Source organism: Methylocystis sp. S23 (assembly GCF_054106005.1).
Genome location: NZ_CM134185.1, coordinates 1036074 through 1060750 on the forward strand (window position 1 = coordinate 1036074; position 24677 = coordinate 1060750).

Here is a 24677-nt window from a genome sequence, read left to right on the forward strand (position 1 = left end):
GATGCTTGAATATCGGAGGCTTGCGTTCCTCATCATCGGACTGGCGGTCGCCGCCGCCAGTCCCAGCCATCCCGCGACCGCGCAAGATGCGCCGACAAGGATCGCGATCGAACATTATATGTTCAATCCGCCGGATCTGAGCGTCAAGGCCGGCGGCAAGGTCGAGTTCGTCAATAATGATCAGATTCCGCATTCGGTCGTCATCGAGACGCCGAATGGCGAAACCTATCGCTCGAAAGAGCAGTTGGACGAGGGCGAAGCTTTTGGCGTCGCGTTGCAGACCGCGGGGGAAGCGTTCTTTTTCTGCGACCTGCATCCGGGGATGAAAGGAAAGATCACGGTAACGAAATGATCGAGCTTCTAAAGGCGATTCGCCTCGACCTTCTCGTCGCGCTCGCTGCCGTCATCGCCAGCGCGCCCGTCATCGCCGCCATCGACCTCCGCGACTACGACAACGACCTCATGCGTGATCTGGACAAGACGATCAAATATTTCGAGCCGGACATCATGGCGCAGAACGCGGACGCCGCGCGGGAGGATGCTCAGGTTCTCCTTGACGGATTCAAATACACGGAGGCGTATTTCACGAAAAAGGGCGCCGACGACGCCGTCGAAATCTCGCGCAAGGGCCTGAAAGTCATCAATGACGTTCTGGCGAATGTCGACGGCGCCAATTTCGAAGCCGCCGCCGCCGCCGCGCGCGAAGCGCCGAATCTCTGCAAATCCTGCCACGACATCTACAAGCCGCGCCTCGCGCGTTGAGCGTTTCGCGCCCGCCCCAACCAATGAGCAAGTTATGACCCGCAAGACTGCCGACGATTTCGATCCGGACATTCTGAAGGCGTTCGATCTATATGTCCATGGCGACATTGATCGACGCGGCTTCATCGACCGCATCGCCCGACTTGGACTCGGCGCCGCCGGCGCCGCCGCGACGCTCGAAGCCTTGCGACCACGTTTCGCGGAAGCCGAGCAAGTGAAGAAGGATGATCCGGGCGTCGCCGGACAAACGGTCGAGTATCCGTCTCCCGAGGGCAACGGGACGGTGAAAGGCTATCTCGTCAAGCCGGCGAAGGCTTCGGGAAAGCTGCCCCTCATCCTCGTCGTGCATGAAAATCGCGGCCTCAATCCGCATATCGAGGACATTGCGCGCCGTCTTGCCCTCGCAAATTTCATCGTCTTCGCGCCCGACGCCCTGGCGCCGCTCGGCGGCTATCCCGGCGACGAAGACAAGGCCCGCGAGCTCTTCCAGAAGCTCGACCAGGAAAAGACGCGCAAGGATTTCATCGCCGCGGCCAACGCGTTGAAGGCGCTTCCGGACGGCAACGGCAAAGTAGGCGTCGTCGGTTTCTGCTATGGCGGCGGAGTCGCCAATTTCCTCGCCACGAGGATTCCGGGCCTCGGCGCCGTCGTCCCCTTCTACGGCGCCCAGCCAAAGGCCGAGGAGGTTAAGAACATCAAGGCGCCGCTCCTTCTCCATTACGCCGGCGTCGACGACCGCATCAATGCGGGCTGGCCGGCCTATGAAGCGGCGCTGAAGGAAGCTCAAATCCCCTATGAGGCGTTCGTCTATCCCAAGGTTCAGCACGGATTCAACAACGACACGACCCCTCGCTACGACGAGGCGGCGGCGAAGCTCGCCTGGGGACGCACCATCGAATTCTTCAACGCGCATCTGCGCGGCTGACTCCTATAGAGGCTCTCCCAATGAAGAACATCTTGTCTCTCGCCGTTTTCTCGATCGTTCTCGCGACGACGGGCGTCTCCGTCGCCGCGGACGGCGCCGCGCCGGCCCCCGCGCCGACGGCGCAGCCGGGGCCTGTCACCCGCGCGAACGATCCCGCTTATACCTACAAGACGCTTCGGCTCAGTCGCGCCGCGTTCGACGCGCTTGCGTCGCGCCCGGAGCAGCTTCTCGTGCTCGACGTCCGTCGGCCCGACGAGCTCACGAAATTCGGCGGCTTCCCGGCCTATCTCAGCATTCAGACCGCCGATGTGCAGCGGAGCCTCTCCTATATTCCGCGCGACCGTCTGATCGTCATCGTGTCGAATCGCGCGCATCGGGCCGGCGCGGTCGGCGATCTTCTCTCGAATTATGGCTTTCATGTCGTCGGCGCCATCGGCGTGCGCGACTATGAGGACGAAGGCGGCTCGCTCGTGAAGATCGCGCCGCCCGCTCAGACGGCCGCCGCGCCGCAGGCGTCGGCTCCGGCTCCGGCGGCTCCCGCGAAATAAGGAGGCGCATCGCGATGAAAAAGCTGTTTGCGCTTTCCGTCCTGGTCTTCGCCTTGGCGACGACCGCCGCGGACGCCGCCTTGAAGCCCGGCGATCTCGCTCCCGATTTCAGCGCACAAGCGGCGCTTGGCGGAAAGGATTTCACCTTCTCGCTCGCCGAAGCGCTGAAGAAGGGCCCCGTCGTTCTCTACTTCTATCCGAAGTCCTTCACGAAGGGCTGCACGGTGGAGGCGCATGAATTCGCCGAGCGCTACGACAATTTCGCCGCGGCCGGCGCGAGCCTTATCGGCGTTTCCTACGATACGATTGAGGTGCAGCGCGAATTCTCGACGAAGGAATGTCGCGACAAGTTCCCGGTCGCCGCCGATCCGACGCTGAGCGTCATCACGGCATACGACGCCAAGCGCCTGAAGCCGAGCGCGAATGGCGATACGGTCGCCGATCGCATTTCCTATGTGATCCTGCCGGACGGAAAGATCGCCTTTTCGCTGACCGACTCCAATCCGAGCCGTCATGTTGAAGACACGCTGACTTTTGTCCGCAAGTGGCGCGACGAACACAAGCTCTAATGAATAAGAGCTATAAAACTCAACGGGGTTCAATGAAAATGACCGATACGTCCATCCGCGCCTCTCAGCTCGTTGTCGCCGGGGCCGCTCTTTTGATCGTCGGATCCGCCATTGTGACGGCGCAGGCGCAAAGCGCCCAGCCCGCCGCCGCTGCGGCGGGCCCGTCGCCGACGAAGCAGGCCGTCGAGAACCGCAAGGCAGCCTACACGCTCATCGGCAACGCCTTCCGCTGGTTCGGGGCCGTCTCGAAGGGCAATGTCGCCTATGACGAGACGGAGGCGACGAAGCGCGCGACGCGCATCGCCTTCCTCGCCGGAATCGTCGAGGAGGCCTTTCCGGAAGGCTCGAATGTCGGAGAGCCCGACTCCAAGGCCAAGGCCGACATTTGGAGCAACCGCGCGGACTTCGACAAAAAGCTGAAGGACTTCCAGGCGCATGCGCAGGCCTTGGCGGAAGTGAACGCCAAGGAGAAAGGCGCGACGGACGCCTTTAAGGCCACGGTCGCCTCTCTCGCCGGCGACTGCAAGGGCTGCCACGAGAACTATAAGGCGAAGTAGCCGACGCGCGGCGACGGGGAGCCTCCAAATGACGACCATCGAGAACGATCGCCTTTCCAGCGGCGCGGCTTTCAGCTCGAAAGAGAGCTTTCGAAAGGTTTGGGATTGGCCCATCAGGCTCGTCCATTGGGGTCTCGTCGCCGCGCTTGCCGGCGCCTATGTCACGAACAAGCTCGGCGCAAGCTATTTCCAGCTCCACCTCCTTTTCGGCTATGCGACGATCGTTCTCGTCGTCTTCCGCATCGTCTGGGGTTTTGTCGGCACCCGGCATGCGCGCTTCGCGAATTTCGTCGAAGGACCGAGGGGCGTGCTGCGTTATGTCAGCGCAGTCGGCCGCGGACGCCATACGCGATATGCCGGCCACAATCCGCTCGGCGCGCTGATGGTGCTCGCGCTGCTGCTCCTGCTCGGCGCGCAAGCGTCCTTCGGACTCTTCGGCGACGACGAGATTTTCAACTCGGGTCCGCTGGCGGGACTGGTGAGCAAGCAGCAAAGCCTGCTCCTTACCTCGCTGCATCGGAAGCTGTTTTATGTGATTCTCGCCGCCGTCGGCCTGCATGTCGGCGCCGTCGGCGCGCATGTCGTTTTGAAAAAGGAACCGCTTATCCGCGCCATGATCTTTGGCTCCAAGCCGACCGCGCTCGTCTCTTCCGACGAAGCGATCGGATCGTCTCGCGGCGCCCTCGCCTTGGTCCTCATTGTCGCGATCGCCGCGCTGCTTTTTGTCGGACTGCAATTGGCCCCGGCGCCGAACGCGGATTTCGCGAGCTTCTAGCATACTCATTGAATAGCTTTTCGCATCACGGCTCCCCGCTGGCCGTCATGTCGCGCCTGACCGCAATCGCTTTGGGAACTCGCGGCCGTTTTTTTGACGAACGCTCTGTTGCAAGCGTGTAACACGCCTTTCGCAATCGTCGCCGAGCGCGTTGGCCTCAGGCGAATCGTGGCGTTTAGAGCTTGACCGGACCTTATAATCCTACATAGTTAGTTGATTGATAATAACGCTGCGCATCAGCGATGTCTGGAGTCCCATGATGAGGTGCAACGCCATAGCGTTTCGTAGAAAACTTCTGACAAGCGTCGGGCTTGCGCCTCTCGCTCTGGCGGGCGGTTTCGTAGCAGCGTCGATCACGAACGACGCGCGGGCGGAAGACGCGCAAGTCGAGGAAGTCAAAGTAACCGCGCGCCAGCGCGAGGAGAAGGCGCAGGACGTGCCGCTGCCGGTCAGCGTCGTCGGCGCGAAGACGCAGGAACGCGAACGCCTCGAGCGCTTGCAGGACTTCGCGCAGAAAGTTCCGAACTTCGTGCCGTCGATCACCAATCCGCGCACTTCGGCCATGTCCATTCGCGGCATTTCCGGCATTTCGGGCGGCGCCGACGGCTCCGAATCCGCCGTCGGACTCATCGTCGACAACGTCTTCTATACGCATGTCGGCTTCCAGTGGGCGGACTTTGTCGATCTGCAATCGCTCGAGGTCGCCCGTGGCCCGCAAGGAACGCTGCTCGGCAAGAACACGACCGTCGGCGCCGTCGTGATCCGCACGCAATTGCCGTCCTTCGCCCGTTCGGCCACATCCGAAACGACGTTCGGCAATTACAATCGCGTGATCCAGAAGCTCAACGTCACGGGCCCGATCATCGACGAGAAACTCGCCTATCGCGTCACGCTTCTCTATGATCGGGGCGACGGATGGATCAACAATCAGTTCAACAGCCAAAAGCTCCTCGATAATAACCGCTGGGGCATCCGAGGCCAGTTGCTCTATGTCGGCGACAATTTCACGGACCGACTGATCTTCGATCGTCTGCGCTCCGACGAATACAACAATTACGGCGGCGTCAATGGCGACTCGTTTCCCTTCTGGGCCAATGGCGCCGTGGCCCGTCGCTATTCGCAAAACCTCGCCTCGCGCCTCGGCCGGCCGATTCTGACCTTCGACCCTTACCACCCCTATCTGACCCGCCTCGGCAAGCTGGACCAGCGGACGACGGGCTTGTCGAATGAAATAAATTATACGATCGGCGAGAACACGCTCACGGCTGTCTCGGCGTGGCGCGAGTTCATCCTCCATCCGCGCAACTCGATGGGCAATCAGCTCACCGATGTGAGCAGCAACGCCTTCGACGTTTTCGTCGATCAGTTTTCGCATGAAACCAGGCTGGCGTCCCCGCAAGGACAGACGCTCGAATGGACGATCGGCAATTACAATCTCTACGAGAAGGTCTGGTCGTACAACCACGTTGATTACGGCGCGCAAGCCAATCAGTGGTTCCAAAACAACATCAACGCCAACCCGCTCAATCTGTGGGGCCTTGAGGCGCGCAATGACGGCAAGGCGCGCACCTTCAGCACCGCGCTCTTCGGACAGGCGACCTGGCATATTGACGAGCAGTGGGCGCTGACGGCTGGTCTGCGCGACACATTTGAAATTCGCGGGGGATCGGACTTCGGCTGGATCAAAAATCTTACGAGTTTCAACCAAATCGCCGCCGTTCGAACGGCGACCGGCGGCACCACCTTCTTCGATACGGGCGGCGTCGAGAAGCGCAACAATTCGATTTCCGGCCTCGTAAATCCGTCCTATCGCTACAACGAAAACGTGATGGTTTACGGCTCCGTCGCGCGTGGCGAAAAATCCGGCGCCGTCAACACCCAGGCGCTGCCGATCCTCGACAGCGCGGGTAATTTCAAGGCTTTCCAGCCGCTCGTCACCAAGCCGGAGACGTCATGGGACTATGAAATCGGCCTCAAAACTAACTGGCTCGACAACAGGCTCATCGTCAACGGCAACTTCTATTGGAACGACATCTACAATTTTCAGTCGATTCTCGTGAACACGGACTACACCGACGTGACGGGAATTCCGCTGCGCCGCAACTTCCTGGGAAATATCGGGCACGTTCGTCTGCGGGGATTCGAATTCGATGGCCGCTGGAGCCCGATCGACCGGCTCTGGCTGACCTTCGCAGGAGCTTATACCGACGCCCGCTATGTTGATTATGAGAAAGCCGCGCCGCCTCAGGAATGGACGTGGCCGGCCGCATCCAATATCAACGGCGTCGCCGCTCCCGCCTTTATCAGCCTCTCCGGAAAGCGGATCACGGGCGGCGTTTCGGGCAACAATCCGGTGGCGCCCGTTTCCTTCAATGTCGGCTTCAATCACGAATACCCGCTGGGACCCTTCCTTTCCGGAGTCGGATATGCGGGTCCGGTGACTTTGTTCAGCTACGCGAACGCGGCCTGGCGCGCGAAGACGTCGCTCTCAAGCCCGGTGTCCGTCTATCCGATTTATCAGGCGCCTTACGCATTGGTGAACGCCGGCGTCGGTCTGAAGACGGACGATGACGTCTACAGCTTCAATCTGTGGGTCAGAAACCTTCTCGACGAGCGGGTCTTCATCGCCTCCACGATTGGCAGCCCAACCGCGGCCCCCTCGGTCACCTTCGCCGCAGACAACCCTCGCACCTTCGGCGCCACGCTGCGCGTCAAGCTCTATTGAGTTCAAAAAATCAGGAGTCTTTCGTCATGAAACACAGCTTCAACGCCGTCCTGCTTGGCTCGGCCATGGCGCTCGCCGCCATCGCCGCGAACGCCGCCGATCTCCCGAGAACCAAGGAGCCGCCGCCTCCCCCGCCGCCGCCAGCCTTCACCTGGCAAGGTGGTTACGCGGGCGTCTATGCCGGCGCGATCCTGAGCGAAGGCGCTTTCACGCTCGCCAACCAGACGCCGCTGCGAGGGCCGGCCTTCGTCGGCGGCGGCACGATCGGCTATAATTGGCAATGGAGCGAAAGGATCGTCCTCGGCGCCGAGGCGGATTTCGGCTATCGCGGCTTTATCCAAGCCGAGCGCGTCGGCAATTTCTATCCGAGTTCGACGACCGCCGGCGTGCTCGGCACCTTCCGCGGTCGCGTCGGCTATACGATTTCGCCGCGCTGGCTCGTCTATGCGACGGCGGGCCTCGCCTATGGCACGAATTTCGTTTCGAATAGCTTCACGGCGTTCTTCCCCCCGACTTATGGCCGGCTCAGCACGGGACCGACGCTTCGTCCCGGCTGGACGGCCGGCGCGGGGTTCGAATACGCCTGGAACGACCAGCTTTCGTTCAAGGGCGAATATCTTTACGCTTGGCTCGCCGACTCGGGCGTCGCCTACAATACGAATCTCGGCGTCGTCAACGCGAATCTCTCAAGCGCCGGCCACATTGTGAGAGGGGGCGTCAACTACCACTTCAATGCGGGGCCGATCCCCGGATTCTCGGCGCTGGCCAAATAGCCGCGGCTATTAGGCGCCTTCGCGCGGCTCGCGGTTTTTCGCCGCGAGCCGCTTTCGTTTCGCGGCGCCGCTTTGATGACGTTCTTTTGTCCAATTATCATATTGCGTCTATAGGAATACTATTCTAATAATCGATTTCATAGCTTCTCATTGGAAAGGGCGATGCGATGTCGAGTGCTGCCGCGCCGAGTTTTGAGGCCGCTGACGCGGTCGATGAGTACGTTTTCGATCCGCATGGCGCGCAGAGCCTGCTGCAATCCGGTTCCCAAAAACCCAATTACCCCGCGCAGATCGGGGCTATCGCCGTCTATGCGCTGCTGCTGGGCGGCGTTGTGACGCTGTCGTTCAAGACGGCGGAAGCGCCTGTGGAGGAGCAGCAGGTCATCGAGCTGGCGCCGATGCCGGTCGAAGAGCCGCCGCCCGAGGATACCCCGCCGCCGCTTGAGGAACTGACTCTGCCCGACCCGCCGCCGCCCCCGCTCATGGATCCGATCGCGCCGGTCGAGGAAATGAAGCCCGCGCCCAAGCCCGAGAAAAAGCCAATCCCGAAAGTCGAGAAGAAGGTCGAGACGCCGGCGAAGCCGCGCGCCGACGCGAAGCCCGCGCCGACGGCCCGCCCGAACGCCGCCGCCCGCACCGACGCTCCGGCCGTGCGAGCGCCCGCGGCGCCGCCCGGCGCGACGCCTTCCGCGATCGCCAACCATTTCCACGCATGCATGCAACGCGCGGCGGCCAACGCCTATCCCGAATCGCAGGCCCCGCGCACCGCGCATGTCGGCTATCGCGCCTCCTTCAGCGCGACGGGTTCGCTCACCTCCTTTTCGGTTTCCTCCTCCGGCAACGGCGCCTTCGACGCCGTCGCCAACCGGCTCGGCAGCCGCTGCGGCTCTGTGCCCGCGCCCGGAAAGCCGGTCTCGCTTTCCGGCTCCATCACCTTCAGCCCCTGATTCTCCTCCCAGACGAAAGGCAAAAATCCATGGCCGAACCAGTCACTGCAACGGCGTCCGCCGCACTGGCGCATACGCTGACGCCGATCGAGCTCTTCCTGCAGGCCGACGCCATCGTGAAGAGCGTCATCGTCCTGCTCATCATCGCCTCGGCCTGGGGCTGGGCGGTCATCGCCGAGAAGCTCATCCGGCTACGCATCCTCCACAAGCGCGCCGACGGGCTCATCGCCAGCATTCAGGATGGATTGCCGGTCGCGGCTGTCGCGCAGAGCTTTGCCGACGCCCCGGAAAATGATCCCCTCGTGCAGGTCTACCGCGCGATGGTCGAGGAGCAGACGCGCTCCGCCGATCTGCTCTACACCGAAGGCCAGCGCGACTCGCTGCAGGAGCGCGTGCATCGCGTCGCCCAGCTCGCAAGTTCGGCGGCGCTCGACCAGCTCCAGGCGCGCCTGCCGTTTCTCGCCACCATCGGCGCCGTCGCGCCCTTTGTCGGCCTGTTCGGCACGGTCTGGGGCATCATGAACTCCTTCCAGGGCATCGCCGCCTCCAACAACACCAGCCTCGCCGTCGTGGCGCCCGGCATCGCCGAGGCCCTCTTCGCCACCGCGCTGGGCCTCGTCGCCGCCATTCCGGCGGTCATTTTCTACAACCGCATCAGCGGCGACATCGGCGCCTACGGCAAGCGCCTCACCGCCTTCATCGGCGTCTTCGAGGTCGAACTGTCACGTCACCTGTCCAAGAGAGGAGAGCGCAATGGCCTTCGCGTTGCGTAAGCACGATTCGGAATTCGATTCCCAGCCCATCGCCGACATCAACGTCACGCCGCTCGTCGACGTCATGCTCGTGCTGCTCATCGTCTTCATGGTGGCGGCGCCGCTCATGACGTCCGGCATCCCCGTCGATCTGCCGAAGACGCAGGCGAAACAGCTCAACGATCAGCAGCCGCCGATCGTCGTCAGCGTCGACGCCAATGGCTCCTACTTCGTCGACAAGAAGGAAGCCGGCAACACGGAAGGCCTGCTCGCCGTCCTCAAGGAGAACAGCGAGAACAACCGGGACCGCCGCATTCACGTGCGGGCCGACAAGGCGGTCGCTTACGGCAAGGTCGCCGAGGCCATGGGCGTGATCAACGCGGCCGGCTATTTGAAAGTCGCCCTCGTATCCGAGGGAGGCGGTTCGAGCGCCAAATCCGCTTCGGCGGCGCAATAGGGCGCTTGGAAGCGTCCCGGGTTCGTCTCAGCGCTTACCGTCCAAAGCGCGCTTCTCCCGAACCCGGGACGTTCTCACCTGAGAATTTCCCGCTGCCGTCAATAGGATAAAAGTCCGCCGCGCTCGCGCTGAAACGGCCTGTCGAGGCCGCTTTGGATTTTTCCTGATCTCCTATACGATAACTAAATATGGATCCCGATGGGAGGCCGACCGCGCGTCCTGTCGCGACCGCGCGCGCTTCGCGCCTTCCGCAGCCTCTGAAGAACAATGCTCTCGAACAAGGCGAAATACGGTCTGAAGGCGCTGATTCATCTCGCCGCGGCGGACGACAAATGCCTTGCCGGCGACATCGCGGCGGCGAACAACATCCCCAGGAAGTTCCTGGACGCGATTCTGGTGGAATTGCGCAATGCGGGGATTCTCAACAGCCGCAAGGGCAAGGGCGGCGGCTATCAGCTCGCCCGCCCGGCCGAGAAGGTCACCGTCGGCCAGATCATCCGCATCCTCGACGGCCCGCTCGCGCCGATCGCCTGCGCGAGCCGCACCGCCTATCAGCGCTGCGCGGATTGTCCGGACGAGGACGCCTGCGCGATACGCGACATCATGCTGGACGTGCGGGAATCGATCGCGCTCATTCTCGATCGCACGAGCATCGCTTCGCTGCGCAATCGCGGCGGCCGCGACTCGCAGCTTTTTCGGTGAGCCTCTATTTCGCCTTCGGCCAATTGCCGCTCTGCGGATCATGGGCGCCGACAGGCGTCGTCGTCACCGGCCCGACCCCGACGATCTGGACGATCACTTCTTCCTCGCCGGCCCCGTCCCAATGCACGCCATTGGCCGGGTGCAGCATATAGGAGCCCTCCTTCAGCGGCACGGCGGCGTTGAAATCGATCTTTTCGCCGACGCCCGTATACCATACGCCCTTGATCACGGTCGCGTGCCGGTCCTGCGAATGGAAATGCGGATTGGAATGCGCGCCGGGCGGAAAGCGGTTTCGCACGACGTAAACGCCGGGCTTCGAGGGATCGCCATAGATGATCGCTTGCGACGGCCCGGCGCCCAGCGGGGATTTGAAGGGCGTCTGCTCGGGCAGGAGGCGAATAAAGCCGTCCGTCGTTTCGGCGACGCCGGGAATGACGATCTGGAGCGCGACGGCCAGACCCGCGACGGCGCCGGCGCCGATCGCGGCGTTCATGATTTTGAGCATGGTCGATATCCTATCAAGCTTTTCCGCCATTCAGGCTCACAGCCGGTCCGAAAGTATCGCGGCGGCGCTCCGCGCGTCTTCCGCGCTGTCGAAGACAAGGTCCTCGAGCTCGTGGAACGCCTGCTCGATGGCGTAGAAGCGATAGCCTTCGGGTCCGTGCGCGACGATGCCGACATGGCTCGCGCCGATCTTGACCAGATAGACATGAAACATGATTCGACCTCGCTCGTTTGAGCTATTTTTGTTTCGCCGAAATATGGAAGCTCGCATTCTCCGGGGGCGTCACGGCGCTTTCGTCATGCGGCGTTCCTTCCGGCGCCCATTCATAGGGAACGGGCTGCGCGCGATAGACCGAGTAGTTGACGGTCGCACGGCCGTCCTGATCCTTGCCGCGGCGCGGATAGGGGTTGATATATTCCCACACGATCTCGCCCGCAGGCGTCACCTGGAAGAACCGGCCGATCTGACCTTCGTCGATGAAGGTGTTGCCGTTCGGCAAGCGGCGGGCGTTGCTGATATGCGTGCTTCTGAACGCCCATCCCGGCTGGCCCGAGCTCCCGCCCGTATATTGCCAGACGATTTCCTTGGTGATCGGATTGATCTCCAGCACGCGCGAGCCGCCCGTATAGGAAATGGCGGCGCGCGGGTATCCCGCCTCGCCCTGATTGTCGAAAACGAGCAGATTGCCGGCGCCCGGCAGGCCATTAGGGATGATATGCGCGTCGTGCTGTCCGGAAATCTGATCGACCGGACGCGGGATCTTGCGCGCCGCCGCGCCGCCATCCTCCGCGACCGGCGGAAAATGCGGGCCGAGCGTCCAGACGATCTTGCCCGTCTTGCGATCGACGATCGCGATGAAATTGGCGGAGCGTGAATCGAAAATGAGATTGTCCGGCGCGAATCGCTGATCGCCTTCGTCGAACCAGTGGTTTGGGCCGACCGGCTTGAGATTGTTGACGTGAAGAAAATCCGCGTTTTTCGACGCCTTGACGAGCTTCAGCTCCTCGGGAGCGAAGCCGATCTCGTCGAGATGATCCGAGGCGGCCCATGTCCAGACGATGTCGCCTTCCGAATTGACCTCATAGGCGACGTCGTCGAGCACCTGCGGCGCGGCGAAGCCCGGCAGCGGATAGAGCACATTCGCGAGCACCAGCGTATTGCCATTGGGCAGGCGCGCAATGTCGTTATGCTGCCGGGCGCGGCCGCCCGGCGCGCTGGCGCCGAAGGACCAAACCTTCTTTCCGTCCCAATCGACCTCTCCAACCGTCTTGCGGATGCGCGTCTGGGTGCGCCCCGGCACAAGATCCGCGCCTTTGCCTTCCTCCGTCTCCAGCGAGACCAGGACATGGCCCCGCGCGCCGCCGATCAGCGACGGGTCGACATAGACGACCGGCTGCCCCGTATATCGCCACTCATGTACGACCTTGCCGGTAAGGTCGATGAGACGCGAAACGTCGTCGCCGCCGGGAAAAAGCACGAAAGAATTATGGGCGTGCGCCGGATCGTAGATCGTGGTCCCGGTCGGATAGACGCTCGGTTCGGCATGCGCCGGAATTCCCGCGCGCAAGGCGAAGAAAAAGAAGGCCGCCGCGCCCAAAGCAAGGAACCGTCGTGTTCCGCCGTCGTTTCGGTTGAGCGCGCAAGCAGCGGCACGAGCCATGACCCACCTCCCATCGCGAGAACGATGCGATTATAATCATACCTTTTTAATATGCAATAACCAACTTGGCTGTTCCCGTCACGAATTTAATTACCTATTTTCATGTGACAACATCCATAGATGCGCGCCGCCTGGATTTTCGCTGATTTAAATTATCCTTCTTGTGGATATGATTTATCATGCTAGCTTGCGCCGCGCCGCGGCAATTCGCGAGCGTCCGCTTCGAGGAAAATCGCAATGAAAACTTCCTTCGCCCTCGGCCTGATCCTCTCGCTGCCCCTCGCGACGGCGTCGGCTGAAACCCTCGCGCTCGACTCGGACGACATTGGCGGCGTGGTGACGAGCCGCGTCGGTCCCGAAGCGGGAGTCTGGGTTATCGCGGAGACGACGGAATTCAGCGTGCGCTTCGCAAAGATCGTCGTCACGGACGAACGAGGCCGCTATGTCATTCCCGATCTGCCGAAGGCGCGCTATCGCCTCTGGGTGCGCGGCTACGGCCTCGTCGACTCGCCGAAAGTCGATGCGGAGCGTGGGCAAAAAGTCGATCTGCAGGCGATCGTCGCCCCGAGCCTTTCGGCGGCGGCTCAATATTATCCGCCGATCTATTGGCTCTCCTTGCTGAAGGTTCCGGGGCGCGAGAAGTTTCCCGGCACGGGCGCGAGCGGCAATGGCGTGCCCGAAAATTTCAAGTCGCAGGAGCAATGGCTCGATCTGGTGAAGACGAATGGCTGCGGCCCCTGCCACCAGCTCGGCAATGTCGCGACGCGCACGCTCCCCGCCTCGCTCGGCCATTTCCCCTCCTCCGTCGACGCCTGGCGCCGGCGCTTGCAGTCTGGACAAGGCGGCGCGGCGATGATCAACGGCGTCGAACGGCTCGATTCCGCCGAGGGCGGCCAGCTCGCCCTCTTCGCGGACTGGACCGACCGCATCGCCGCCGGCGAATTGCCACATGAAACGCCGCCGCGCCCCTCGGGCGTCGAGCGCAATATCGTCCTGACCGTACGCGATTACGCCGACGCGAGACATTATCTTCACGACCTCGCTTTGACCGACAAGCGCAAGCCGACGGTCAATCCGTACGGGCTCATCTATGGCGCGACCGAGCTCGGCAGCGACGACATTCCCGTCCTCGATCCGATCAAGGAGACGAAGTCGCTACTCCCGGCGCAGCTCCGCGATAAAGACGCGCCGAGTTCGCTCCTCGCCAATCCCGTGATCGAGCCTTCGCCCTATTTCGGCAGGGAGATCCTTTGGAACTCCAGATTCAACGCGCATACGCCGACCATGGATTCGCAAGGCCGGGTCTATTTCGCCGCGCAAGCGCGTTCGCCGAGAAACACGCCGGATTATTGCGCGAAAGCGTCGCCCATCCGCGCCGCGCAGCTCTATCCCCTTCCCGACAAGCGGGAGGGCTTCATCGGCAATGCGCGACAGGTTTCGGTCTATGATCCGAAGACCGGGAAATGGTCTTTCATCGATACGTGCTTCGGTTCGCATCATCTGAATTTCGCCGAGGACGAGAATGACACGCTCTTCCTCAACAATGTCGGCCAGGGAGAGCTTGCGATCCTCGGCTGGGTGAACACGAAGAAGTTCTGGGAGACTGGCGACAGCGCGCGGTCGCAGGGATGGACCGCGCTCGTCGTCGACACCAATGGGGACGGCAAGCGCAGCGAGGACTATAACCAGCCGGGCAAGCCCGCCGATCCCGCGAAAGACACGCGCGTCCCTTATGGACTCTACAGCGTGTCGGCGAGCCCGGCGGACGGATCGGTCTGGGGCTCCAATCTCACTTTCCCCGGCTACGCCGTGCGCGTCGCGCTCGGCGTCAATCCGCCGGAGACCGCGCTGACGGAAATCTACAAGGTCCCGCCGCCGGGCTACGGCATACGCGGCGCCGACGTCGACCGCAACGGCGTCTTCTGGGCGGCGCTCGGCAGCGGCCATCTCGCAAGCTTCGACCGCCGCAAATGCAAAGGCCCGCTCAACGGCGCCGACGCCGAAAAGGGCGAGAAATGTCCGGAAGGCTGGAGCTTCTATCCTTTGCCGGGCCCGGGCTTCGCCGGGGCGCCCGGTTCGGCCGAGACGCCTTATTACGCCTGGGTCGACCAGCACGACATTCTCGGCCTCGGACCCAATACGCCGTTCGCGACCGGCAATCAGTCCGACTCGCTGCATGCGCTGGTGAACGGCCGGATCGTGGAGCTGCGCGTGCCCTATCCGATGGGCTTCTACGCCAAGGGCGTCGACGGGCGCATCGACGATCCAAACGCCGGGTGGAAGGGCCGCGGCCTCTGGGCCACATCGGGCAATCGCACGCCCTTCCATATCGAGGCGCTGGACGCTCCCGCTCCCGGCGCGCCGGGCAAGACCCCGGAAACCTATTCGGCGCCGCTGGTCGTGAACTTCCAGCTACGCCCCTCGCCGCTCGCCCATTGATTCCGGAGGCCGAAGATGCTTGCACGGTCCGTTGCGGGAACCCTCCTGCTTTCGATCGCGATGACGCTCTCGGCGGCGGCCCAAAGCGAGCCGCCGCCCTGCCCGACGAGCCGCAAGGTCGTCTGGACCGATTGCCTGGGTTCCTACATCTATGACGACTGGTCGAAATATGTCGGCGCGTTCAAGGACGACAAGAGACATGGGCAGGGAACCATGGTCTATCCCGACGGCCAGCGTTATACGGGCGGATTCGTCGCCGATCGCCGCGAGGGCGCCGGAGTCTATACAAGCCCGAACGGCAGCAAATGGACCGGCGATTTCAAGAACGACAAGCCGAACGGCCACGGCGTTCTGACCGACAAAACCGGCAAGGTGCTGAAGGAAGGCCTATGGATCGACGGCGCCTTCGCCGGCGGCGCGGCCAGCGCGCAGCCGGCGCGGTAGACGGCGAGCCGGGCTTCGGGGTGATCCCGGAATAAGCCGCAAGCGAGCGTCCCGCGCCGGGCGTCCGGATCGCGCCGCAATCGGGAGGGTTCTATTTCGTTAGAATGAGCTTGTTGTTCGCCGTAATGCGCAAGCGATAGCGTTCGCCCGCATGAATGATGATCGCTTCCTTTCCGGAACCAAGCAGCTCATGCGCGTCGAACTCGAGCCCCTGGCTCGCATTCCGGGTCTCGGACGGTCTCGCCGCGTCCTGCTGCTTCGGCGCGTTTGTTTTTTCCTTCATGCGGAAAGAAGTTCAACAGCTACGCTGAACCCGTCAATAGCAAGACATGATGATTGGAATATTTCTACATTCGCAATGTCGTCAACAAGACATTGATGCGTTTGTCCTGTAAGCATTCCGTCATTTCTATTTGGAGATTTTCCAAATTACGCAATGTTATTTCCAATTGATTGAGCAGATGGATCGTCCCTATAAATTGATTGTCTCGCTCGAGACGAATAGCCAGCCAGCCAAGCGCCACGCTCAGCCAGCCAGCCAATGAAACAACGCTCATCGGCTGGAGGGCGGATTCCGTGGAACGCATAAAAGGCTCGATCAAGTCACCTCTTTCCCTCAGGTCTCTGCGCAATTTTTCGACGGGCGCGAATTTACGCGGCGGAACCGCCGCGACCGCGCTGGGCGTCGCGGCGCTTGTCGCCTCGGGGGTCGACGCGTCGCGCGCCCAGGAGCCGTCGACGACCTTGCCGCCCGTCAAGGTGGACGCCCCGCGCGAGAAGCCGCGTCCGGCGGCGGTCCCGGCGAAGCCGAAACCGACCCCGGCCGTCGTTGCGCGGCCGCAGCCGGCGCATCACCCGGCGCAAAGTCACGCTTCGACGGGACAGCGCCGCTCCGGCCCGACCTCCGCGAGCACGGCGGCGGGCGGGGCCGGCGGCGGCGCGCCGAGCGCGGCTCCGAGCGTTCCGCTCTTCATTCAGGCGGAAAGGGACCCCTACGCGGATCCGGTCGCGCCCTACCGCGCCGTTCGGCTGCAATCCAACAAGTTTACGCAGCCGATCCTCAATACGCCGCGGACCGTAACTGTCTTGACCAAGGAAGTTCTTCGGGACAAGAATGCGACGAACCTGCGCGAGATCGGCCGCAGCACCGCCGGCGTGACGTTGGGAACCGGCGAGGGCGGCAACGCCTTCGGCGACCGCTTCTTCATTCGCGGCTTTGACGCGCGCAACGACATCTTCGTCGACGGCATCCGCGACCCGGGCGTCAATGTGCGCGAGAATTTCTACACCGAGCAGGTGGAAATCCTTCGCGGACCGGGATCGACCTTCGCGGGGCGCGGCACCTCCGGCGGCGCGATCAACATCGTCACCAAGCAAGCGAACACCATAAGCGATTTCGTGGATTTCCGCGCGCTTGGCGGCTTCTCGGACCAGACGAAGCGCTTCACGCTCGACGTCAACAAGGTCGTCAGCCCGATCCTGGCGGTGCGATTGAACGGCCTCTTCCAGGACGCGAACGTCGCCGGCCGCAGCTTCGTCACCGACGACCGCAATGGCGTGGCCGGCTCTGTCGTGTTCAAGCCGATCGAGGACCTAACGCTCACCGCGCAATATACGCATGTCTATCAGAACGGCCTGCCGGACTTCGGCGTGCCCTACAACCGCGCGAAGAACCGGCCCTATCCGGAAGGGATCACCCCGCGTTACGTTTGGTACGGACTGATCAACCGCGACTTCTCGGTTTATACGCAGGACTTCGGGACCTTTACGGCGACCTATCGCTATAATGAGAATCTGACGCTGAGCAGCCGGCTCCGTCAGGGCCGCTCGATGATCGATTATGTCGGCACGCTGACGCAAAACAGCAATCTGGCGGCCCGGACCGTGACGATCGGCGCGCAGAGCCGCTATCAGGTGACCAACGTCCTCGCCAATCAGACGGACGCCAATATCAAATTCGATACGGGTCCGATCAAGCACGAGGCGGTCGCCGGCGTGGAGTTCTCCCGCGAGGGCGTGACGCGCACGAACTATCAGGGGCTCAACTCGGAATTCAACGGCCAGCCGATCGTCGCCGGCCAGCTCAATTGCAATCTCTTCCTCCCCTGCACCTATCTGCCATTCCTGAACGAGCCTTACCGAAACCCCAACGTCACGCGCATCGCCGTCGATACGAAATCCGGCTATCTGATCGAGACGGCGAACTATCAGGACGTCGTCATCGCCAACGCCGGCGTGCGTTTTGACGATTACGACATCACCAGCCGCAACGAGAGCTATACGACCTTCGCGCAGAACCATTCCTTCATGGTCAATTACAACGCCGGCCTGGTGTTGAAGCCTTTGCCGGACGTCAGCCTCTATGCGGCCTACGCCACCTCGAGCAATCCGGTCGGCGCGGAGCTTGACGGCGGCGCGGCCAATTATGGCGGCCTGTCGGCGGCCGCGCAGATCTTCCCGCCGCAATATAATCGCGCCAAGGAGATCGGCGTGAAGTGGCAGGTCTTCGAGCACCTGCTCGCGACGGGCGCCCTTTTCAGAACCGACGTCAGCGGCGCGCGCGAGGTGAATGCGGGCGTCACCACCGGCGACGCCGCCTATTACATTCAAGGCGTCGATCTTGAGCTCGCGGGCAACATCACCGACAGATGGAGCGCCATCGGCGGCCTGGTGATCATGGAGTCGAAAGCCACCAACTCCTATGTCCGGTCGAATATCGGCTTGCAGCTCGCCAATATCGCGCACGAATCCTTCAGCCTGCTGACGAAATACAAGTTCGGCGATCTGATCGGTCTGAGCATGAACGGGCTGGAGATCGGCGGGCAGGTGATCTACCGCTCGAAAATCTATGGCGGCAACAACATCATCGCCAATGGCGCGCCCGGCATCAACGCCGCCGGCGTGATCGTGCCGACCGCCGCGAACCCTTTCCTGAACGTGCCGACGATCCTGCCGTCCTATTGGCGCTTCGATATTTTCGGGGAAGCGAACATCTCAGAAAATGTCGGCGTGAAGTTGACGGTCAGCAACCTGTTCGACCGCACCTATTACGACGCCTTTTATCAGACGGCGACGCCTTACACGCAGGTGGCTCCGGGGCGCGCCGTCTATCTCGAAACGCATGTGAAGTTTTAGGAGGAGCGACGATGCTCGCGCATGTTCCAGGGGCGCTCGGAAAGGCGGAAGTCCTGCGGCTGCGCGACGCGCTCGCCGGCGCGTCGTGGGAGGACGGCGCGTCGTCCGGAGGCGCCAGCAAGACGGCGAAGCGGAACCGCCAGGTTCCGCCCGACTCCGAATTGTCGCGCAAGCTCGGGTCGGCGGCGGCGGCGGCCCTGCTCGCCAGTCCAGCCTTCGTCGCGGCGGCGATCCCGCTGAGAATCTTCCCGCCTCTGTTCGAGAAATATGAGGCGGGAGATCGTTACGATCCGCATGTCGACAATGCGGTGCGCGGAGACGCGATGACCGGCGCGCGCATCCGCGTCGATCTCGCGGCGACGCTTCTCTTGTCGGAGCCCGAGGAATATGACGGCGGCCACCTGATCGTCGAAGACATTTTCGGGTCCCGCAAATTCAAGCCGCAGGCGGGAGACGTGGTGCTCTTTTCCGCCGGCAGCCTGAACATGGTGACGCCGGTCACCCGAGGGGAGCGCATCGCGTCCTTTATCTGGCTGCAGAGCATGATCCAGTCGGATGAAGCGCGCGATCTCGTCTGCGACCTCGACGCGGCCATACAGGAGCTGTCGCCGCGCATTGGCGGCGACGATCCCGACATGCGCAAGCTCTCGACCGTCTATCACAACCTCATTCGCATCTGGGGGGAAGCGTAGCCGCCCATGCTGATCTGCATCCCCGAAGTCTTGAACAAACAGCAGGTCGCCTTCTTCCGCGAGACGATGGCGGCCGCGCCGTGGGAGGACGGACGCATGACGGCCGGCTCGCAATCTTCACTCGTGAAGAACAATCTGCAATTGCCGCAGGACGGCGCGGCGGCGCGGGAACTGGGAGAGCATGTCTTGCAGGCCCTCGCCAATTGTCCAACCTTCGTTTCGGCGGCGCTTCCGCACAAGATATTCCCGCCGCTGTTCAACCGTTACGGCGTCGGACATAATTTCGGTCTTCACGTTGACAACGCGATACGCGGCGTTCCCGGCACGGCGATCCGCATTCGCACCGATCTTTCCTGCACGCTCTTTCTTTCCGAAGCGGAAGATTACGACGGCGGCGAGCTCGTGATCGAAGATCGCGCGGGGCGACAGGAGGTGAAGCTCGCCGCGGGCGATCTCGTTCTTTACCCTTCGACAAGCCTTCACTTCGTGCGTGAAGTGACGCGCGGCGAACGCGTGGCGTCCTTTTTTTGGCTGCAAAGCATGATCCGGGACAATGTGGCCCGCGCTTTGCTGTTCGATTTGGACCAGGCGATCCAGTCCTTGAGCAGTCGGCTTGGCGCAGGCGACCCGGCTTGCGTCCGGCTGACCGGAATCTACCACAACCTCATTCGGATATGGGCGGAAGCATGAAAATCACGATGCGTTCGGCGTTCCTGGGAATGCTTTCCCTCGAAGCGTTCATTTCCACGAGTTGGGCTCAGGGCTCCCCTACCGCTCACGCGCTCGACGCAGCCATCGCGGCGACCAAGCCTCACGACCTCTCGGTCTGGACGATGTTTTCGAACGCCGACATCGTCGTCAAAATCGTGATGATCGGGTTGCTGCTGGCCTCGATTGGAACCTGGACGGTTCTTATCGCAAAGACGATCGAGCTGAAGCGCGCGCGTCAGCGCGCCCTCGACGCCATCGCGAAGCTCGCCGAGGCGCGCGGACTCTCGGAGGCGCGTCTCGCCTTGGGCAATGGCGACCGTCTGACCGCCGCTCTCCTTTCGGAAGCGACTCGCGAATTGAAGCTTTCTTCCGACATTCTCTCCGGCCCCGGCGTCAAGGAGCGCGTCGCCTCCTGTTTCGCGGAAGTCGAGCGCGCCGAGGCGCTGTCGATCAAGCGCGGCACGGGATTTCTCGCCTCCGTCGGCTCGACCGGCCCGTTCGTCGGCCTTTTCGGAACCGTTTGGGGCATCATGAACAGCTTCATCGGCATCTCGAAGGCGCAGACGACCAATCTCGCCGTCGTCGCGCCAGGCATCGCGGAGGCGCTTCTCGCGACGGCCATCGGCCTCTTCGCCGCCATTCCCGCCGTGCTCATCTACAATCATCTCGCGCGCCAGACCGGCGCCTATCTCGAACTCGTCTCCAATGTCTCCGGCGAACTGCTGCGCATTGTTTCCCGCGATCTCGATCGCGGAAGTCACGCGAGCAAAATCCACGCGGCGGAGTAAGGGATCATGGCGGCGCATCTCGGCAAAGGCGACCTTCAGGAAACGCATGAGATCAACGTCACGCCCTTCATCGACGTGATGCTGGTCCTTCTCATCATCTTCATGGTTGCGGCGCCCCTCGCGACCGTGGATCTGCCGGTCGATCTGCCCGCCTCCAATGCGGCGCCGCATGAAAAGCCGGAAAAGCCCGTCTATGTGACGATCCAATCCGATCTCGCGATCGCGATCGGCGATACGCCCGTCAAGCGCAACGATCTTGTCGCGACGCTCGAAAGGCAGATCGGCGACAAAGGCAAGCGCGTCTATCTTCGCGCCGACGGCGCGGTCCCCTATGGGGAAATGATGGCGGTGCTGGAGCGTCTGCGCGCCGGCGGCTTTCTGAAGGTTGCCCTCGTCGCGCTCGACGCCGGCGGCAAGGATGCGAGCGGCGCGAAATGAGCGGCGCGGCGGCTCTTCTTAAGGAAACTCCCAGCAACCGCCTTTGGAGCGTCGCCGCCCTTTGCGCAATCCTCCTGCATGCCGGGGGCGCGGCGACGGCGCTCCTCACCTTGCAGGGCGATCTCGAAGACGACGCGACAGGCGCGCCGGCAATCGAGCTTTCGCTCGAGCCCGTGGCGGCGCGCGACGTTGAGCCGACCGAACTTCCTCCCGGCCCCGTCACCGACGAGACCGCCGCCGCGGCGCCCTCCGTCGCCTCCGCTGAAACGAAGGAAAGCAACGAAGAGAAAATAGCGAGGGCGGAGGCCGATGACGCCGAACTGTCGCGCGACGCCAAGCCGGACAAACCTGTCGAGGACCAGAAGTCGCGGCAGGCCCAGCAGATCGTCTCCAGCGAATCCGCGGCGTCCGAAGCGACGGCTCCGCCGAAATCGGATGCTGTAAAGCAGGCCGATCGCCCCGCCGCGCCGGTGAATGGCGCGGACGCCGCCGCGAACGCCGTCAAGCTGACGTGGCGGAAGGCGTTGATGGCCCACCTCAACCGCGCGAAGCGCTATCCCGCGGGCGGCGGCAGGCGTTCCGCGGAGGCGAGCGTCCATTTCGTCATAGATCGGCGCGGCCATGTGCTCAGCTATGATATCCGGCGCTCATCGGGCCAGCCCGCTTTTGACGAGGCCGCCCTCGCCATGATGCGGCGCGCCGACCCTGTGCCCGCGCCGCCGCCCGCCCTCGCGGATGAAGGCTTGTCGTTCGAGGTGCCCGTTCAGTTTCGCGCGGATCATCGATAGAAGGCTAAGCGGCCGACAACGGGCGCCGTGGCGCGGCGCGCGCGATGCGCAACATGCCGGACCGCGCCGCCATCCGCCCTGCGCATCCTCCGCCCCTCTGACGACGCTCGCCTCCCGTCGCTCTCCGCGTCGCGTCCATCGCCATTGCGCGCCCGGCCCGCAAGCAGGGCTGAGAATTGTCGCGAAGGACGAGACCGACGCATGGACGCATGGCCCTCCCTTGCTCCGCTCCGGTTGAAACGCCAATCCGCGCCGCCGCCTGCACTGGCCGAAAGCCCGACAATGCACTAACATTTCCTGTTTGCTAGAAACTGTCGGCGAATCAATGAGAAGGGAAGATTTGGCGGCTCGGCGGCGGCTTTGACGGCCGAGCCGCGCGCCGGAAGCGGCCGGCCCGCTCCCGAAACGATTGCGCGCTGCCCAGGGACAGTTAAAAAAGCGCGGAGAATGCGGAGCGGACTGCTGGCGCGGCCCCCGGAGAGAAGAACAGCTTTGAGCGGCGCCTCGCCAGGCGCGGGAAAGAATCGCCGCATGATAGGGAGAGAAACATGAAACCGGATACGCGAAATCTTCTTGTTACGACCGCGGTCATTTGGCTCGCGGGAGGCGGCGTGTATTTTCTTGGCAACTCCTTGCCCGGCGCGAAGGCTCCGCCGGCGCATGAAAGCGCGGAGGCTGAAGAACCTTCGTCGCCCAAGCCCCCCGCCGCCATTGCGCTCTCGGCGCCGCCCGCCGAGCCGGCGCCGGCGGCTCCCGCGCCCGCTCCCGCAGCAACCGCGTCCGTCGACGAATTGCTGACGCTGTCGAAGGACCCGAAGCAATGGGTGTCGCCGACGGGCGACTACGCCAATCTCCGTCATTCCGGTCTCAAGCAGATTACGGCCGACAATGTGGGGAGCCTTCAGCCCGCCTGGCAGTTTTCGACGGGCGTATTGCGGGGGCATGAGGGGGCTCCGCTTGTTCTCAACAATGTTTCGGTGACGGATTCGTCGGGGAAGACGCTGACGACGGACGTGATGTATCTTCACACGCCGTTCCCGAACATTGTCTACGCGCTGGACGCGAAGGACCCGGCGCATCAGATCCTCTGGAAATATGAGCCCAAGCAGGACCCGTCGGTGGTTCCGGTGATGTGCTGCGACACGGTCAATCGCGGCCTCGCCTATGGCGACGGCAAGATCTTCCTGGCCCAGGCGGACACGACGCTGATCGCGCTCGACGCCAAGACCGGCAAGCTGGTCTGGTCGGTGAAGAACGGCGATCCGGCGAAGGGCCAGACCTCGACCGCGGCGCCGCATGTGTTCAAGGACAAGGTGCTGGTGGGCATCGCCGGCGGCGAGTTCGGCGTGCGCGGCCACATCACCGCCTACTCCATCAAGGACGGCAAGCAGGTGTGGCGCGGCTACTCCATGGGCCCGGACGCCGACACGCTGATCGAGCCGGGCAAGACCACCCATCTCGGCAAGCCGGTCGAGAAGGATTCGGGCATCACCACCTGGGAAGGCAATCAGTGGGAGACGGGCGGCGGCACCACCTGGGGCTGGTATAGCTACGATCCGGAGCTGAACCAGATCTTCTACGGCTCGGGCAATCCCTCGACCTGGAACCCGGTGCAGCGCCCGGGCGACAATCGCTGGTCGATGACGCTGTGGTCGCGCGACCTCGACACCGGCAAGGTGAAGTGGGTCTATCAGATGACGCCCCATGACGAATGGGACTATGACGGCATCAACGAGGTGATCCTCGCCGACCAGAACATTGGCGGCAAGACGGTGAAGACCGCCGTTCACTTCGACCGCAACGGCTTCGCCTATACGCTCGACCGCACCAATGGCGAGCTGCTGGTCGCCGAGAAATACGATCCGGCGGTGAACTGGGCGACGAAGGTCGATCTGGACAAGTCGTCCAAGACCTATGGGCGCCGCTGGTCGTCGACAAATATTCGACGCAGCACAATGGCGAGGACACGAACACGCAGAACGTCTGCCCGGCGGCGCTGGGGTCGAAGGACGAGCAGCCGGCTTCCTACGATGCGGCGACGGGCCTGTTCCTGGTTCCGACGAACCATGTGTGCATGGACTATGAGCCGTTCCGCGTGAGCTACACGGCGGGCCAGCCCTATGTCGGCGCGACGCTGGAAATGTTCCCGGCGGGGAAGGTGCTGGGCGACGGCACGAACCACACGGGCAACTTCATCGCCTGGGACGCCAAGACGGGCAAGATCGTCTGGTCGAACAAGGAGCAGTTCTCGGCCTGGGGCGGCGCGGTGTCGACGGATGGCGGGGTGACCTTCTACGGGACGCTTGAGGGCTATCTGAAGGCGGTGGACACGAAGACCGGCAAGGAGCTTTACAAGTATAAGACGCCGTCGGGCATCATCGGCAACGTGATCACCTATGAATCGGCCGGCAAGCAGTATGTGGCGGTTCTGTCGGGCGTCGGCGGCTGGGCGGGCATCGGCCTCGCGGCCGGCCTGTCGAAGTCGAATGAAGGCCTCGGCGCGGTGGGCAACTACGCCTCGCTCGCCAATTACACCGCCCTCGGCGGCGTGCTGACCGTCTTCGCCCTGCCCAACTAAAGCAGGA

26 protein-coding genes and 1 pseudogene are annotated in these 24677 nt (G+C 62.9%); 22 read left to right on the forward strand and 5 right to left on the reverse strand.

Going from position 1 to position 24677, the window contains the following annotated elements; translation table 11 throughout:
- Position 1: 1 nt before the first annotated feature.
- The 13 genes from ACV7JP_RS05335 (at position 2) to ACV7JP_RS05395 (ending at position 10492) form a co-directional block, all read left to right on the forward strand.
- The gene (locus tag ACV7JP_RS05335; RefSeq protein ID WP_457798188.1) at positions 2–352 is read left to right on the forward strand and encodes a cupredoxin domain-containing protein; all 351 of its coding nucleotides are present in this window, start codon (positions 2–4) and stop codon (positions 350–352) included.
- The gene (locus ACV7JP_RS05340; RefSeq protein ID WP_457798189.1) at positions 349–762 is read left to right on the forward strand and encodes a hypothetical protein; all 414 of its coding nucleotides are present in this window, start codon (positions 349–351) and stop codon (positions 760–762) included. The genes ACV7JP_RS05335 and ACV7JP_RS05340 overlap by 4 nt, the downstream gene beginning before the upstream one ends.
- A 34-nt stretch (positions 763–796) precedes the next feature.
- A complete protein-coding gene (locus ACV7JP_RS05345) occupies positions 797–1687 on the forward strand; it encodes a dienelactone hydrolase family protein (RefSeq protein ID WP_457798190.1) in 891 nt (296 codons plus the stop codon).
- Positions 1688–1707: 20 nt separating this feature from the next.
- Positions 1708–2235 (forward strand): rhodanese-like domain-containing protein, encoded by a 528-nt coding sequence (locus ACV7JP_RS05350; RefSeq protein ID WP_457798191.1) that lies wholly within the window; start codon positions 1708–1710, stop codon positions 2233–2235.
- Positions 2236–2249: 14 nt separating this feature from the next.
- Positions 2250–2804, forward strand: a complete 555-nt coding sequence (locus tag ACV7JP_RS05355) for a peroxiredoxin (RefSeq protein WP_457798192.1) — start codon at positions 2250–2252, stop codon at positions 2802–2804.
- Between the two features lie 38 nt (positions 2805–2842).
- Positions 2843–3361 (forward strand): c-type cytochrome, encoded by a 519-nt coding sequence (locus ACV7JP_RS05360; RefSeq protein WP_457798193.1) that lies wholly within the window; start codon positions 2843–2845, stop codon positions 3359–3361.
- A 28-nt stretch (positions 3362–3389) separates the two neighbouring features.
- Positions 3390–4136: a cytochrome b/b6 domain-containing protein gene (locus ACV7JP_RS05365; RefSeq protein WP_457798194.1), complete on the forward strand. Its 747-nt coding sequence runs from the start codon at positions 3390–3392 to the stop codon at positions 4134–4136.
- A 256-nt stretch (positions 4137–4392) separates the two neighbouring features.
- Positions 4393–6861, forward strand: a complete 2469-nt coding sequence (locus tag ACV7JP_RS05370; RefSeq protein ID WP_457798195.1) for a TonB-dependent receptor — start codon at positions 4393–4395, stop codon at positions 6859–6861.
- A gap of 26 nt (positions 6862–6887) precedes the next feature.
- Positions 6888–7634: an outer membrane protein gene (locus ACV7JP_RS05375; protein WP_457798196.1), complete on the forward strand. Its 747-nt coding sequence runs from the start codon at positions 6888–6890 to the stop codon at positions 7632–7634.
- A gap of 167 nt (positions 7635–7801) precedes the next feature.
- Positions 7802–8581, forward strand: coding sequence for an energy transducer TonB (locus tag ACV7JP_RS05380; RefSeq protein ID WP_457798197.1), 780 nt, complete (start codon positions 7802–7804; stop codon positions 8579–8581).
- Between the two features lie 29 nt (positions 8582–8610).
- Positions 8611–9354, forward strand: coding sequence for a MotA/TolQ/ExbB proton channel family protein (locus ACV7JP_RS05385; RefSeq protein WP_457798198.1), 744 nt, complete (start codon positions 8611–8613; stop codon positions 9352–9354).
- Positions 9335–9790: a protein TolR gene (gene tolR / locus ACV7JP_RS05390; protein ID WP_457798199.1), complete on the forward strand. Its 456-nt coding sequence runs from the start codon at positions 9335–9337 to the stop codon at positions 9788–9790. The genes ACV7JP_RS05385 and tolR overlap by 20 nt, the downstream gene beginning before the upstream one ends.
- Positions 9791–10057: 267 nt before the next feature.
- On the forward strand, positions 10058–10492 hold the full coding sequence (locus ACV7JP_RS05395; RefSeq protein ID WP_457798200.1) for an RrF2 family transcriptional regulator: 435 nt from the start codon (positions 10058–10060) through the stop codon (positions 10490–10492).
- A gap of 4 nt (positions 10493–10496) precedes the next feature.
- Here ACV7JP_RS05395 and ACV7JP_RS05400 read toward each other — a convergent pair whose 3' ends face one another.
- From ACV7JP_RS05400 to ACV7JP_RS05410, 3 genes are read right to left on the reverse strand one after another with little or no spacing between them, the layout of a single operon-like run.
- Entirely contained in the window at positions 10497–10997 is a 501-nt protein-coding gene (locus ACV7JP_RS05400; RefSeq protein WP_457798201.1) for a cupin domain-containing protein, read from the reverse strand.
- A gap of 36 nt (positions 10998–11033) precedes the next feature.
- Positions 11034–11210, reverse strand: a complete 177-nt coding sequence (locus ACV7JP_RS05405; protein ID WP_457798202.1) for a hypothetical protein — start codon at positions 11208–11210, stop codon at positions 11034–11036.
- A gap of 22 nt (positions 11211–11232) precedes the next feature.
- Entirely contained in the window at positions 11233–12657 is a 1425-nt protein-coding gene (locus tag ACV7JP_RS05410) for an aryl-sulfate sulfotransferase (protein WP_457798203.1), read from the reverse strand.
- A gap of 237 nt (positions 12658–12894) precedes the next feature.
- On the opposite strand from ACV7JP_RS05410, the gene ACV7JP_RS05415 reads away from it, so the two are divergent.
- Positions 12895–15096, forward strand: a complete 2202-nt coding sequence (locus tag ACV7JP_RS05415; protein ID WP_457798204.1) for a carboxypeptidase-like regulatory domain-containing protein — start codon at positions 12895–12897, stop codon at positions 15094–15096.
- A 15-nt stretch (positions 15097–15111) separates the two neighbouring features.
- Positions 15112–15540 (forward strand): MORN repeat-containing protein, encoded by a 429-nt coding sequence (locus tag ACV7JP_RS05420; protein WP_457798205.1) that lies wholly within the window; start codon positions 15112–15114, stop codon positions 15538–15540.
- A gap of 91 nt (positions 15541–15631) precedes the next feature.
- Here the strand turns inward: ACV7JP_RS05420 and hemP are convergent, their stop codons facing one another.
- Together hemP and ACV7JP_RS05430 are read right to left on the reverse strand one after the other, a co-directional pair.
- Positions 15632–15823: a hemin uptake protein HemP gene (gene hemP / locus ACV7JP_RS05425; protein WP_457798206.1), complete on the reverse strand. Its 192-nt coding sequence runs from the start codon at positions 15821–15823 to the stop codon at positions 15632–15634.
- A 64-nt stretch (positions 15824–15887) separates the two neighbouring features.
- On the reverse strand, positions 15888–16298 hold the full coding sequence (locus ACV7JP_RS05430; RefSeq protein WP_457799138.1) for a hypothetical protein: 411 nt from the start codon (positions 16296–16298) through the stop codon (positions 15888–15890).
- Between ACV7JP_RS05430 and ACV7JP_RS05435 the strand changes: the two genes are divergently transcribed.
- From ACV7JP_RS05435 to ACV7JP_RS05465, 7 genes and pseudogenes are all read left to right on the forward strand, one after another.
- Positions 16219–18675 (forward strand): TonB-dependent receptor domain-containing protein, encoded by a 2457-nt coding sequence (locus tag ACV7JP_RS05435; RefSeq protein WP_457799037.1) that lies wholly within the window; start codon positions 16219–16221, stop codon positions 18673–18675. The genes ACV7JP_RS05430 and ACV7JP_RS05435 overlap by 80 nt on opposite strands.
- A gap of 11 nt (positions 18676–18686) precedes the next feature.
- Positions 18687–19367, forward strand: a complete 681-nt coding sequence (locus tag ACV7JP_RS05440; RefSeq protein ID WP_457798207.1) for a Fe2+-dependent dioxygenase — start codon at positions 18687–18689, stop codon at positions 19365–19367.
- Between the two features lie 6 nt (positions 19368–19373).
- Positions 19374–20057 carry a Fe2+-dependent dioxygenase gene (locus tag ACV7JP_RS05445; protein ID WP_457798208.1) on the forward strand — a complete coding sequence of 228 codons (684 nt, stop codon included), beginning with the start codon at positions 19374–19376 and terminating at the stop codon, positions 20055–20057.
- Between the two features lie 29 nt (positions 20058–20086).
- A complete protein-coding gene (gene exbB / locus ACV7JP_RS05450) occupies positions 20087–20866 on the forward strand; it encodes a tonB-system energizer ExbB (protein ID WP_457799038.1) in 780 nt (259 codons plus the stop codon).
- A 6-nt stretch (positions 20867–20872) separates the two neighbouring features.
- Positions 20873–21304, forward strand: coding sequence for a TonB system transport protein ExbD (gene exbD / locus ACV7JP_RS05455; RefSeq protein ID WP_457798209.1), 432 nt, complete (start codon positions 20873–20875; stop codon positions 21302–21304).
- Positions 21301–22092: a TonB family protein gene (locus tag ACV7JP_RS05460; protein WP_457798210.1), complete on the forward strand. Its 792-nt coding sequence runs from the start codon at positions 21301–21303 to the stop codon at positions 22090–22092. Before exbD ends, ACV7JP_RS05460 begins: the two co-directional genes overlap by 4 nt.
- Positions 22093–22802: 710 nt before the next feature.
- Positions 22803–24670, forward strand: a pseudogene (locus tag ACV7JP_RS05465) (methanol/ethanol family PQQ-dependent dehydrogenase).
- Positions 24671–24677: the final 7 nt, after the last annotated feature.